General features: G+C 74.5%; 11 protein-coding genes and 1 pseudogene. 5 read left to right on the plus strand and 7 right to left on the minus strand.

All coding sequences use genetic code 11. The annotated features are described in order from the left end of the window. Window positions 1-36 precede the first annotated feature (36 nt). The 4 genes and pseudogenes from ACIP82_RS21030 to ACIP82_RS21045 form a co-directional block, all read right to left on the minus strand. Complete coding sequence (locus tag ACIP82_RS21030; RefSeq protein WP_363610873.1) at window positions 37-675, minus strand: DUF6758 family protein; 639 nt, start codon at window positions 673-675, stop codon at window positions 37-39. Between the two features lie 320 nt (window positions 676-995). Continuing rightward, window positions 996-1142, minus strand: a complete 147-nt coding sequence (locus ACIP82_RS21035; RefSeq protein ID WP_363610875.1) for a hypothetical protein — start codon at window positions 1140-1142, stop codon at window positions 996-998. A gap of 406 nt (window positions 1143-1548) precedes the next feature. Next, window positions 1549-2433, minus strand: a complete 885-nt coding sequence (locus ACIP82_RS21040; RefSeq protein WP_400655120.1) for an alpha/beta fold hydrolase — start codon at window positions 2431-2433, stop codon at window positions 1549-1551. Window positions 2434-2585: 152 nt separating this feature from the next. Then, a pseudogene (locus tag ACIP82_RS21045) lies at window positions 2586-4430 on the minus strand (DEAD/DEAH box helicase); the annotation flags it as partial. Between the two features lie 668 nt (window positions 4431-5098). Between ACIP82_RS21045 and ACIP82_RS21050 the strand changes: the two are divergent. Next, window positions 5099-5827 (plus strand): ferritin-like fold-containing protein, encoded by a 729-nt coding sequence (locus tag ACIP82_RS21050; RefSeq protein WP_363610881.1) that lies wholly within the window; start codon window positions 5099-5101, stop codon window positions 5825-5827. A 12-nt stretch (window positions 5828-5839) separates the two neighbouring features. Here ACIP82_RS21050 and ACIP82_RS21055 read toward each other — a convergent pair whose 3' ends face one another. The 3 genes from ACIP82_RS21055 to ACIP82_RS21065 form a co-directional block, all read right to left on the minus strand. Next, window positions 5840-6166 (minus strand): hypothetical protein, encoded by a 327-nt coding sequence (locus tag ACIP82_RS21055; RefSeq protein WP_363610883.1) that lies wholly within the window; start codon window positions 6164-6166, stop codon window positions 5840-5842. A gap of 126 nt (window positions 6167-6292) precedes the next feature. Continuing rightward, on the minus strand, window positions 6293-6520 hold the full coding sequence (locus tag ACIP82_RS21060; protein WP_363610885.1) for a DUF3107 domain-containing protein: 228 nt from the start codon (window positions 6518-6520) through the stop codon (window positions 6293-6295). A gap of 132 nt (window positions 6521-6652) precedes the next feature. After that, window positions 6653-7315 carry a TetR/AcrR family transcriptional regulator gene (locus tag ACIP82_RS21065; protein ID WP_363610887.1) on the minus strand — a complete coding sequence of 221 codons (663 nt, stop codon included), beginning with the start codon at window positions 7313-7315 and terminating at the stop codon, window positions 6653-6655. A gap of 221 nt (window positions 7316-7536) precedes the next feature. On the opposite strand from ACIP82_RS21065, the gene ACIP82_RS21070 reads away from it, so the two are divergent. From ACIP82_RS21070 to moeZ, 4 genes are all read left to right on the plus strand, one after another. Beyond that, window positions 7537-8466: an alpha/beta fold hydrolase gene (locus ACIP82_RS21070; RefSeq protein ID WP_400655123.1), complete on the plus strand. Its 930-nt coding sequence runs from the start codon at window positions 7537-7539 to the stop codon at window positions 8464-8466. 380 nt (window positions 8467-8846) lie between these two features. After that, complete coding sequence (locus ACIP82_RS21075; protein WP_400655125.1) at window positions 8847-9662, plus strand: hypothetical protein; 816 nt, start codon at window positions 8847-8849, stop codon at window positions 9660-9662. Window positions 9663-9757: 95 nt separating this feature from the next. Continuing rightward, window positions 9758-10747, plus strand: a complete 990-nt coding sequence (locus ACIP82_RS21080; RefSeq protein WP_363610893.1) for an NAD-dependent epimerase/dehydratase family protein — start codon at window positions 9758-9760, stop codon at window positions 10745-10747. A gap of 267 nt (window positions 10748-11014) precedes the next feature. Then, window positions 11015-12193 (plus strand): adenylyltransferase/sulfurtransferase MoeZ, encoded by a 1179-nt coding sequence (gene moeZ, locus ACIP82_RS21085; protein WP_363610895.1) that lies wholly within the window; start codon window positions 11015-11017, stop codon window positions 12191-12193. The last annotated feature ends 64 nt before the right edge of the window (window positions 12194-12257 follow it).

Here is a 12257-nt window from a genome sequence, read left to right on the forward strand (position 1 = left end):
GCGGGTGCCGCCCAGGATAGACGCGGCGGCCGCCGGTCAGCCGAACAGGCGGGGGGAGAGCGCCCCGCAGGGCAGCAGGTCGAGCTCGGCGCCGGCCTCGCGCAGGTCGGTGAGCACCAGTTCGTCGTACATCACCAGGGCCGACTGCTCCGGCCAGGCCACCGCCCAGAGCCAGAGGCCCCGGGCCTCGCCGACGAAGACCGCGCGGTCGGCCGGGGCGTCCGGGACGTGGAACATCGGGGTGGGCCGTCCGGCCGCCATCAGCTTGGCGTCGGCGGGCTTGTAGAGCGCGACGGTCTCGCCCGGATCCGGCCCGGCCAGCCCCGCGTACCGGGCACCGAGCCCGACGCCCAGCTCCTCGGCGACCAGCACCAGCTCGCCGAAACCGCCGAGCGGCGCCGGGCCCGAGCAGGCGACGGCGGTGGCCCGGGCGCCCGAGACATCGTCACCGACGTGCGCGATACCGGTGTAGAGCCAGCCGACCGGCAGTGGCCAGGGCAGCCAGACGGGGACCTGCGAACGGGCGACGGCGACGTTCAGCGCCTCCACGCTCGGAGGCAGCACCGGCTGCATCGGATGCACGGCTCCGTGCCGGTCGCACTGCCAGGTGTCTGAGAACAGACCGGGGGCGCGCACCCGACCGGCGCACCTCGGGCAGCTTGGCTCGCCCCTCATAGCCGACAACGCTCCTCCCTCCGGACCGCCGCGTCAAGGACGATCACCCGTACGGAGGGCTCGGCGGCACCTGTCGCTGGCGGGCGCCCGGGCCGGCGCGGCGTGGGCGGCTCCCGCTAGGGGATGTCCAGCGGCGGGCGGCGGCAAACGTCGGCCGGTCCGCGCCCGGTGGACGGAGCGGGGCGGCCCCGGACGCACTGACGCCCCGTCATCGTCGGTTGCGGTGACAGGGCGTCAGTCGGGTATCGGAACGTCGGGATCGGACGCTCCCGGCTCTTCGGCGGCGGGTGAGGGCTCCCGGTCGGAGGCGCCGCGCTGGGTCAGACGGTCGGGCACGGACGGATCAGCAGGCGTTCGCCGGTGTGGGCGGCGGCCTGGACGACCTCGCGGACGGTCTCGGCATCGGCGATCAGGGGGTTGGTGGCGCCACCGTGGGCGTCGTCCAGTCGGAGGATCTCGAAGCGCATGGGCCTCTCCTTTCCTGGCCCCGTCGGGCGGGGCGGTCGTGGCTGACTCGATATCAGCCCACTCGGGGACTGTCGGATCCGTCGCATCGGTCGGATCTGTGCGATCTGTCGGGTCGAACGGTCGACGATCTGCTGCGGCAAAGGGCTCCCCCCTGCTTGCCAAGTGCGTCTGGTGCCTCATGAACCACGGTGACGTGGCGGTGCTACCGGGCCGTTGCCCGTCCGTAAAGTCCTGGTTTCGGCTGACTCGCGCCGACGTCGATGTCGACGATGATTCCCGGACAGAATCAAATATTACCGCAACTAACGAATTTTGTCCTCTGTGCCGCCCGAAGTTGATCGAACAACGGAGGGCCCGGAGTGGTCACGAGTGGTCCAGACCGGTCCGGTCCGGGCCCCGGCGGGCTCAGGCCCAGAAGTCCAGCAGCGCCTCGGCGGTCGCGGCCGGCCGCTCCGCGTTGGGGGAGTGCCCGGCGTCCTCGACGACCACCCGGCGGGCGCCCAGCCGCTCGGCCATCCGGGTCTGCTCCGGCACCGGCCAGGCGTAGTCCCGCACGCCGGAGAGCACCAGGGCGGGCAGGACGGCGGCGGTCGCGGCCAGCTCGTCCACCCGGTCCGGCGCGGAGATCAGATGGGCACCGGTGGTGCTCAGCGCCTGTGGCACATTGGCCACCCAGCGGCGGTGCAGGAACTCCGCGACCTCCGCGGACGGGCGCCGCTCCCGGTCGCCGGCGCCCTCCTCCAACTGCTGGAGCACCTGCCAGATCTCCTCCAGGCTCATCGTCGGCAGCACGTCGATCAGCAGCTTGGTGCGCGCCGCCTCGCCCGGCTCGATCGGGCCGGGTCCGGTGGACATCAGCGTCAGCGAGCGCCACGGCAGCGGGCCCGCCCCGGCCCCCAGGACGGCCTCCCGGGCCACCTGGCCGCCGAAGGAGTGGCCGAGCAGGTGCAACGGTCCGCCCCCGGGGCCGCCCTCGGCCAGCAGGGCCGCGGACAGCGCCCGGACGTCCGCGCCCAGCGCGGACACGGCGTAGACGGCCGGGTCGTCGGGACCGCCGGTCTCGTACTGGCCGCGCTGGTCGACCGCGGTCACCCGGTAGCCGGCCGCCGCCAGCGGCTCCAGCAGCGCGATGAAGTCCTCCTTGCTGCCGGTGAAGCCGGGCACCAGCAGCGCCGCCCCCCGCACCTCCCCGGCCGGCTCGGCCCGCAGCGCGGCGAACTCCCCGCGGGCGGTCGCGATCCGCAGCGCACGCGCGCAGGAGGGAAGGGTGAGGAACGGCGGCGTGCTCATGGGCGGATCTCCTCAGGGGCATGCGACTGGCCGGTAACCCGAGCTTAGGGCCTGCCCGGCGGGCCCGGCGCGGCGGGGAACGCCGAAGGGGACGGGCCGGTCGCGGACCGGCCCGTCCCCTCCGGGGCGGTGCGTCAGCTCTCCGGGGTCGCCTCGGTGGCGGCGGCCGGGCGGCGGGTGCGGGTGCGGCGGCGCGGGGCGGCGGCCTCGGCCGGGGCGTCCGCGGTGGCCTCGGGCGCGGCCTCGACGGCGGTCTCGGCCTTCGCCTTGGCCCGGCTGCGGGTCCGCGGCTTGGTGGCCGGCTTCTCCTCGGCGACCGCGGCGGCCGGAGCCTCGGCGGGCGCCTCGGTCACCGTGACGGCCGTGCCCTCGCCGGCGGCGGCGGTGCCGCGCGGGCGGCGACGGCGGCGGCGCGGAGCGGCCTCGCCCTCGGCGCCCTCGACGGCAGGAGCGGCCGGGGCCTCGACCGCCGAAGCGGCGCCGGCCGGGCTCTCCACCACCGCGTCGCCCTCGACGGCGGAGCCGCCACGGGTGCGCCGGCGCTCACGGGTGCGGCGGGCCGGCTTCTCCTCGACGGCCTCGGCGGTGGCCGTACCGGTCCGGCCGGAGCCGCCCCGGGTGCCACCGCCACCGTTACCGCCGCCGTTACCGCCACGGCCCCGGCCGGCCGCCGAACGCGAACCGCGCCCGCCGGTCTCGCCGAGGTCCTCGACCTCCTCCGCGCCCAGGCCGGCGCGGGTCCGCTCGGAGCGGGGCAGCACGCCGGTGGTCCCCGGGGCGATCTTCAGCAGCTCGTACAGGTGCGCCGAGGTGGAGTAGGTCTCCTCCGGGTCGTTGAACGACAGGTCCAGCGCCTTGTTGATCAGCTGCCAGCGCGGGATGTCGTCCCAGTCCACCAGCGTGACGGCGGTGCCGGAGGCGCCGGCCCGGCCGGTGCGGCCGATCCGGTGCAGGTAGGTCTTCTCGTCCTCGGGGCACTGGTAGTTGATGACGTGCGTGACGCCCTCGACGTCGATGCCGCGGGCGGCGACATCGGTGCAGACCAGGACGTCGACCTTGCCGTTGCGGAACGCCCGCAGGGCCTGCTCGCGCGCGCCCTGGCCGAGGTCGCCGTGCACCGCGCCGGCCGCGAAGCCGCGCTGGGTGAGCTGGTCGGAGACGTCGGCGGCGGTGCGCTTGGTGCGGCAGAAGATCATCGCCAGCCCGCGGCCGTCGGCCTGCAGGATGCGCGAGACCATCTCCACCTTGTCGAGCGAGTGCGCCCGGAAGATGTGCTGGTCGACGCTGGCGACGGTGTGGCCGGTGTCGTCCGGGGCAGCGGCCCGGATGTGGGTCGGCTGGTTCATGTACCGGCGGGCGAGGCTGATCACCTGGCCCGGCATGGTGGCCGAGAACAGCAGGGTCTGCCGCTTGGCGGGCAGCATGGTGAGGATCTTCTCGACGTCGGGCAGGAAGCCCAGGTCGAGCATCTCGTCGGCCTCGTCCAGGACGAGCGCGCGGACCGTGGACAGGTTCAGCTTCTTCTGCCCGGCGAGGTCCAGCAGACGGCCCGGGGTGCCGACGACGATGTCGACGCCCTTCTTCAGGGCCTCGACCTGCGGCTCGTACGCCCGGCCGCCGTAGACGGCCAGCACGCGGACGTCGCGCACCTTGCCGGCGGTCTGCAGGTCGTTGGTGACCTGGGTGCACAGCTCACGCGTCGGGACGACGATCAGCGCCTGCGGGGACTCGGAGAGCTGCTCCTCGGTGGCCCGGCCGGCGTCGATGTCGGCCCGGACGACGACCCGCTCGATCAGCGGGAGGCCGAAACCGAGCGTCTTGCCGGTGCCGGTCTTGGCCTGGCCGATGACGTCGTGACCGGTCAGCGCGACCGGGAGGGTCATCTCCTGGATGGGGAAGGGATGGACGATGCCGACGGACTCGAGCGCCTCGGCGGTCTCCGGGAGGATCCCCAGATCCCGGAACGTCGTCTTGATGGGTTCAGCGGTGGTGGACAGGGTGCTGCCTCTTCCGTGTGGGAGGGGCCGAGAGCGAGCGGCGGGCGGGCAGCCGCGCGGCTGCGTACGGGCCTGGACGGCCCTGAATACAGCTGCGCGGACGCACAACCGCGCCGGTCCCTGCGGCCGGCCGGTCCGCGCGGCCCGGTACGGGGCGCGTCGCCGGCGGCGTCGGGGAGGATTCCCGTGAGGGACCTGCGCGGGACCTTCGCCTGGCGGCGCGGTCCGCGGCGGCCCTCGCTCGGCCACTGATGCGGTGCCAAGGCTTGAAGTCCAAGCCATGGTCGGAGCCGATCGGCTCTCCGACCGGGCATCCGCGTACGTGAGTACCCGGCTTCCGGTACGGACACGTCCTGATGGACGGTGCCGTTACGGAGCGGGCTTGCCCGGCGCACCGAGACGGCGGTGACACCGTGCGAGCACTACGGGCCTCCCTACCACCATACAGTCACGCGACGACTCGAACACGTGACGCTTCTGACATCGGGGTGAGCGGGGGGTGTCCGGGGCGGAACTTTTCGGTGGTGGTCCTGGGGCGGAGGCGCCGGCGGCCGGCCCGGGCGACCGGGGGCGGGTACGGCGCGGGGGGGTCCGGGGCCGGGCCGGGGAGCCCGCGGCGGCGGCCGGAGACGTGTACCGCAGGGCGGGCCGGACTAAGGTGGCAGGTCATGGAGACCCATGGTGAGACGCAGGACGACGCGGCCGGTTCGATCGGGGACTGGGCGGCCCGCTCGGCCGATCCGGGATACCGGGCGGCCGTGCTGGACCTGCTCGGCGCCCTCGCGTACGGCGAGCTGAGCGCCTTCGAGCGGCTCGCCGAGGACGCCAAGCTCGCGCCCGACCTCGCCGACAAGGCGGCGCTGGCCCGGATGGCCTCCGCCGAGTTCCAGCACTACCAGCGCCTGCACGACCGGCTCGCCGAGGTGGGCGCGGACCCGCAGGAGGCGATGCGGCCGTTCGTCGAGCCGCTGGAGCTCTTCCACCGGATGACCGCGCCCTCGGACTGGCTGGAGGGCCTGGTCAAGGCCTACGTCGGCGACGCGATCGCGACCGACTTCTACCGCGAGGTGGCCGTCCGGCTGGACGACGACACCCGCGACCTGGTGCTCGGCGTGATGTCGGACACCGGGCACGCCCAGTTCGCCGTCGACAAGGTCCGCCAGGCCATCGAGGCGGACCCGCGGGCCGGCGGCCGGCTCGCGCTCTGGGGCCGACGGCTGATGGGCGAGGCGCTGAGCCAGGCCCAGCGGGTGGTCGCGGAGCGGGACGCGCTCTCCAACCTGCTGGTCGGCGGTGTGCAGCTGCAGGGCTTCGACCTGGTCGAGGTCGGCAAGATGTTCAACCGGATCACCGAGGCGCACACCAAGCGGATGGCCGCGCTGGGCCTCGCCTCCTGAGACCGCGCCCCGTCAGGCAGGCCGGTGGCGCCGCTGCGCGCGGTGCGCGCCCGGGCGGTGGGGGCGGTGCCGGTGGGCCGGCGCCCGCCCGGCCGCCAGGTCGGGCCGGGCCAGTACCGAGGTGAGCAGGGCGGAGACGACGGCCGAGACGCCGAGCGTCACCGCCGGGTACCCGCCGTTCAGGGTGAAGTGCGTGATCACCCCGCTGACCAGGGCCGCCACCAGCGCCGTCCCGATCGTCAGCCCCCGGCCGGCCGGGAAGTGGGCGGGCAGTGCGAGCAGCGCGGCCGAGCCGACGATCAGGCCGATGAGGACGAAGGCGATCGACTCGACCAGCAAGGCTGCCTCCCGGGGTGCGGGTGCGGCGTGCGGACGGCCGCACTGTCGCCCTACCCCTGATGACCCGGCCGTACACGCAGCGGTGCCCCGCCCCCTCGGTGAGGGGGCGGGGCACCGGGCAGCGTCTCAGCTGGTGCCGAACCCGACCTTGCGGGCCGCCGACTCGCCGATCTCCACGTACGCCAGGCGCTCGGCCGGGACGATGACGCGGCGGCCGTGCTCGTCGGTCAGCGAGAAGAGCTTCGAGGTGCCCTCCAGCGCCTTGGCGATCGCGCTCTCGACCTCTTCGGCAGTCTGCGAGCTCTCGATCACGATCTCGCGCGGCGCGTTCTGCACGCCGATCTTGACCTCCACGGCTTCCGTCCCTCCGGGGTTGCAGCCATCCACGCACGGGCACCGGACCGCCTGGGACAAGCGTTCGCGACGACCGCGCCGTACGGCTTCACCATAGAGCACACGATCAGCGCCGAGGCGAAGGTCAGCGCATCACCGCTCTTCGCCCGCCGCCTCCGCGGCCTCGGCGACGGGATGCATCGGGAAGCCCTTCAGACCGCGCCAGGCCAGGCTCGCGACCAGCCGGACCGCCTCGTCGCGGGGGATCTCCAGCCCCTGCGAGAGCCAGTAGCGGGCGGTGATCTGGGCCAGGCCGCAGACCCCGGCGGCGAGCAGCTTGGACTCGGCCTCCGGCAGGTCGGTGTCCTCCTGGATCACCTTGCTGACCAGGGTCGCGCTGGCGTCCGAGGCACGCTCGACGCGCTCGCGCACGGCCGGTTCGTTGGTCAGGTCCGACTCGAAGACCAGCCGGAAGGCGCCGGACTCGCTGGAGACGTAGTTGAAGTACGCCTCCATGGTCGCGGCCACCCGCTGCTTGTTGTCGGTGGTCGCGGCCAGCGCCGCGCGGGTCGACTCGACCAGGGCGTCGCAGTGCTTGTCCAGCAGCGCCAGGTAGAGCTCCAGCTTTCCGGGGAAGTGCTGGTACAGCACCGGCTTGCTGACCCCGGCGCGGTCGGCGATGTCGTCCATGGCGGCCGCGTGGTAACCCTGCGCGACGAACACCTCCTGGGCGGCACCGAGCAGTTGTTCACGGCGGGCGCTTCGCGGCAGGCGGGCACCGCGCGGGCGCTCCTGCGCCTCCTGGATGGCCGTCACGGCGCTCCTCACTTCACGGGTTGTTCGGGGCTGGCAAGATGACCGATTCTACTTTTCGGTAACCGCCTTCGCGCTTGGCGAGCGTGAGAAAAGCACCGAGCCCCCTTGTCAGGAGCCCACAATACGGCGCTGACCACGGCTGACGGCAGTGGTGTGACGTCGGACGGGAGGGCGGCCCGGGCCCGGGGGCGCGGGGTGGCGTCTCACTACCATCGTCCACCATGAGCAGCGCTGAGCAGCAGGTACGGACGGAGGCAGGGCGGCCCGGGCCGCTCCGCACGGTCGAGGTCCCCGGTCCGGTGCCGGCGGCGCACCGGCCCGGCGGTGACGGTGGTGGCGCGGACGGGCGGGAGCCGGCGCTCTTCGTGCACGGGCTCGGCGGCTCGGCGGCCAACTGGACGGCGCTGATGGACCGCCTCGGCGGCCTGGTCGACGGTGAGGCCGTGGACCTGCCCGGCTTCGGCCGGTCCGCTCCGCCGGCCGACGGCAACCTGACCGTCTCCGGCCACGTCCGCGCGGTGATCGGCCACCTGGAGGCGGCCGGGCGCGGTCCGGTGCACCTGTTCGGCAACTCGCTGGGCGGGGCCGTCGCCGTCCGGCTCGCCGCGCTCCGCCCCGACCTGGTGCGCAGCCTCACCCTGATCTCGCCCGCGCTGCCCGAACTGCCGCCGCAGCGCACGGCCTGGCCGACCGGGCTGCTCGCGGTGCCCGGGGTCCCCGCGCTGCTGCGCCGGCTGCCGTCGAAGGGGCGGGCCCCCGAGGCCGCCACCGAGGAACTGCTGAGGCTGGTCTACGGAGACCCGGACGGCCTGTCCGAGGCCGCCCGGGCCGCGGCGGTGGCCGAGTACCGGAGCCGGCTGGCGGTGCCGTACGCGATGCGGGCGCTGACCGGGTCGGCGCGCGGAATCGTTTCGGCTTACACCGAGCGCGGCGACCAGTCGCTCTGGCGGCAGGCCGAACAGGTGCGGGTGCCGGTGCTGCTGGTGTACGGGCTGCGGGACAAGCTGGTCTCCTACCGCTCGGCGCGGCGGGCCTGCGCGGCGTTCGCGGACGCCCGGCTGCTGGTGCTGCCGGACTCGGGGCACGTGGCGATGATGGAGCACCCCGAGCAGGTGGCGCGCGCGGTCCGGGAGCTGCTCGGGCGCGGCTGACCCGCCCGGAGCGGGAGAGCCCCAACGCCCCGGCCCGGGCGAGGTCACGCGGGTTCACTCGTTCAGGTGGCAGCCAGGCATGTGACCGATGGATCGCCGGGGGCCGGTCCTACCTTTCTGCTGTCGGACCGAACACATGTGGGGGCGTCGCGGCAGCCGGAGGATCCGGAGGGCGGCCGTACGCAGGGTGACGGCGGGTCGGAGGTGACCGCCGGGCGGCCGCCCCGCCGGCCGGCGGCACCCCGGCCGGGCCGCGATGCCGCCGGCCGACCGGGCCCCTCGGCCCCGGGCTGTTCCCGGGCCGGTCGCGGGGCCATTCCGGGTGGCCGCCCAGGCCGCTCAAGCAATCCGTCGATCCCGCTCTGCTCTGGAGGTCTCCCGTGCGCATAGCCCTGCTCACCGAGGGTGCCCGCCCGTATTCCCGGCGTGGTTCCGGCGGCCTGGCCGCGGTGGGCCTCTGCCATGTGGAGGGCGGCGGCGCGGCGGCGCTGCCCGCGCCGGGGGCGGGCCGGGACGCCGAGCCGATGCCGTACGCCTTCGCCCGGGTCCGGGCCGGGCGGCCCGCGGCGCGGCCGGTGATCCACGGTGAGGAGACGGCGCCCGGCCACCGGGCGCACCGCGAGGCCACTCCCGGCCGGCCGGGAGTGGCCGGGGCGGTGGAATTCGCCGGACGGCCCGCATCGTCGGCGCGGGCCTGGGAGGGTGGCACCGTGGTCGTCTTCTCGGCGCTCGCCCCGCGCGGTCCGCGGCTGCCGGCGGACGCGATGCTCAGCGGTCGGGCGGTGGTCCCCGCCGGTGTGGGGGTGGCACGCGAGGCGGCTGGGCCGACCGGGCCGCTGGTCCCGCCCCGGGATCCGGACGCGCCGGCGGGTGCCTGCCCGGCGCTGCCGCGGGACGAGGAGCGGGGGTCCCGGCCGGGGTCGGCCGGGCGGCTGAGGGCGCAGGAACGCTTCGCCGTGGAACGGGTGGTCGGCGCGTTCCGCGAGATCTGCCCGGAGCCGGTCTCGCGGTGGCCGGCCTTCCCGGCGGCCGGGGCCGACGGCGGGGCCGGGGAGCGTCCGCGCCCGTTCGCCCGGCCCACCGGGTACCGGCCGGCCGCCGCGCCGGGCGCGCTCGCCGCTCCCGCGCTCTGGCTCGCGCTGCTCGCGCTGGGCCGGGCCGGCCCGCTCGGCGGCCGGGCCGGCTCGCACCGCTGACCGGGCCCGCGCCGGTGCCGCCACCGATCCACTGTCCTGTTGTTCATTCTGTCCGCCAGGTCGTACCGACCTCGCTTCGTGGAAGGACACCCCCGATGAGGGTGCTGCTGCTGGGCGCCGACGGCTTTATCGGCCGTCGGGTCACCGATCGTCTGCTCATGGACCAGGAGTTGCAGGTGACGGTGCTCGGCCGGCGTGACTCCGCCGACATCCGCTTCGACCTGACCACCGGCAGTCCGGGCGCGCTGGCCCGGTTCCTGGACGCGGTCGCGCCCCAGGTGGTGATCAACTGCGCGGGCGCCACCTACGGCAGCTCGCGCACCCTGATCCGGGCGAACACGCTGGCGGTGGCCACCGTCTGCGAGGCGATCCGGCGCAGCCGGGAGCCGGCCCGGCTGGTGCACGTCGGCTCGGCGGCGGAGTACGGGCCGGTGCCGGGCGGTGTGCCGGTGGCGGAGAGCGCCGAGCCGCGCCCGGTGGGCCCGTACGGGGTGTCCAAGCTCGCCGGGACGGAGCTGGTGCTGGCCTCCGGGCTGGACGCGGCCGTGCTGCGGGTGTTCGACGTGGTGGGTCCGGGCGCGCCGACCGCCTCGCTGTTCGGACGGCTCGCCGAGGGCCTGCGCCGGGCGCTGGAGCGGGAGGAGTCCCAGGTGCGGATGCCGGACCTGTCCGGCTACCGGGACTTCGTGGACGTCCGGGACGTCGCCCGGGCGATCCAGGCGGCGGCGGTGTCGGCGGCCACCGGGGTGATCAACATCGGCAGCGGGCACGCCGTCCGGGCCCGGGACGCGGCGCAGCTGCTGGTCCGGGCGGCCGGTTTCGAGGGGACGGTCCTGGAGGAGAACCGGCAGATGCTGCTGCCCGCGCAGTCCGCCGGACCGGCCGACCACCTGCCCGGGCACCATCTGCCGGGCCACCGGGCGCCGGAGCCGCGGCCGGCCGAGGGGCGTGGTCCGGCGGGCGAGCCGGTGCCGTGGCGGCAGGCGGACGTCCGGACCGCCCGGGACCGTCTCGGCTGGCGGACGCAGGTGCCGCTGGAGGAGTCGCTCGGGGACGTCTGGCTGGAGACGGCCTGCCGGGTCTGAGCGCGGGCCGGTCCGGGGCGGCGGCCGGGGCCGGGCGGCCCGCCGCGGCTCTTCCGCGGCCCTTTCGCGGGGCCCCGGACCTGCTGGGTCCCGGGGCCGGCGGGCGGTCCCACCATCCGGTGCCGCCCGTCTCGCCAGTCGGACGAGCTGTCTCGGAATACCGGGGCGGCATGACACTGTTGGCGTAGCAGAGCCACCTCGGTGGCGGAGCAACAAGCCACAAGAGGTTGGCCCAGGCCACCTGAACCGACGACCATCGGAGTCCCCGTGTCGCTGCCACCCCTGGTCGAGCCGGCCGCCGAGCTCACCGTCGACGAGGTCCGCAGGTACTCCCGCCACCTGATCATCCCCGATGTGGGCATGGCCGGGCAGAAGCGGCTGAAGAACGCCAAGGTGCTGTGTGTCGGCGCCGGCGGCCTGGGCTCGCCCGCGCTGATGTACCTGGCCGCGGCCGGTGTCGGCACGCTCGGCATCGTCGAGTTCGACGTGGTGGACGAGTCCAACCTCCAGCGGCAGATCATCCACGGCCAGTCGGACATCGGCCGCTCCAAGGGCGAGTCGGCGCGGGACTCCGTCAAGGAGATCAACCCCTACGTCAACGTGATCCTCCACGAGGAGCGCCTTGACAACGACAACGTCATGGAGATCTTCTCCGGCTACGACCTGATCGTCGACGGCACCGACAACTTCGCCACCCGCTACCTGGTCAACGACGCCGCGGTGCTGCTCGGCAAGCCGTACGTGTGGGGTTCGATCTACCGCTTCGACGGCCAGGCGAGCGTGTTCTGGGCCGAGCACGGCCCGTGCTACCGCTGCCTCTACCCGGAGGCCCCGCCGGCCGGCATGGTCCCGTCCTGCGCCGAGGGCGGCGTGCTGGGCGTGCTCTGCGCCTCCATCGGCTCGATCCAGGTCACCGAGGCGATCAAGCTGCTGGCCGGGGTCGGCGAGCCGCTGGTCGGCCGGCTGATGATCTACGACGCCCTGGAGATGACCTACCGCCAGGTGAAGGTCCGCAAGGACCCGAACTGCGCGCTCTGCGGCGAGAACCCGACGGTCACCGAGCTGATCGACTACGAGGCCTTCTGCGGCGTGGTGTCGGAGGAGGCGCAGGCCGCCGCCGCCGGTTCGACGATCACCTCGAAGCAGCTCAAGCAGTGGCAGGACGACAAGGAGGACATCTTCCTGATCGACGTCCGCGAGCCCGGTGAGTACGAGATCGTCAACATCCCCGGCGCGGTGCTGATCCCGAAGAACGAGTTCCTGATGGGCGACGCCCTGGAGTCGCTGCCGCAGGACAAGAAGATCGTGCTGCACTGCAAGTCGGGCGTGCGCTCGGCCGAGGTGCTGGCCGTGGTGAAGGCGGCCGGCTTCGCCAACGCCGTGCACCTCGGCGGCGGCGTGCTCGGCTGGGTGAGCCAGATCGAGCCGCACAAGCCGGTTTACTAGGCCTGCCGTACCAGGCCTGACGCGCGAAGGGCCCGCCGTTCCCGGCGGGCCCTTTCGCATGCGC

The organism is Kitasatospora sp. NPDC088548 (genome assembly GCF_044753005.1).
Classification (GTDB): Bacteria; Actinomycetota; Actinomycetes; order Streptomycetales; family Streptomycetaceae; genus Kitasatospora.

What these genes read in the sequence shown, in the direction of transcription:
- ACIP82_RS21050 (WP_363610881.1), top strand. Translation starts at nt 5,099, where the DNA reads ATGGAGACCCATGGTGAGACGCAGGACGACGCGGCCGGTTCGATCGGG.
- ACIP82_RS21070 (WP_400655123.1), top strand. Translation starts at nt 7,537, where the DNA reads ATGAGCAGCGCTGAGCAGCAGGTACGGACGGAGGCAGGGCGGCCCGGG.
- ACIP82_RS21035 (WP_363610875.1), bottom strand. Translation starts at nt 1,142, where the DNA reads ATGCGCTTCGAGATCCTCCGACTGGACGACGCCCACGGTGGCGCCACC.
- ACIP82_RS21040 (WP_400655120.1), bottom strand. Translation starts at nt 2,433, where the DNA reads ATGAGCACGCCGCCGTTCCTCACCCTTCCCTCCTGCGCGCGTGCGCTG.
- ACIP82_RS21030 (WP_363610873.1), bottom strand. Translation starts at nt 675, where the DNA reads ATGAGGGGCGAGCCAAGCTGCCCGAGGTGCGCCGGTCGGGTGCGCGCC.
- ACIP82_RS21080 (WP_363610893.1), top strand. Translation starts at nt 9,758, where the DNA reads ATGAGGGTGCTGCTGCTGGGCGCCGACGGCTTTATCGGCCGTCGGGTC.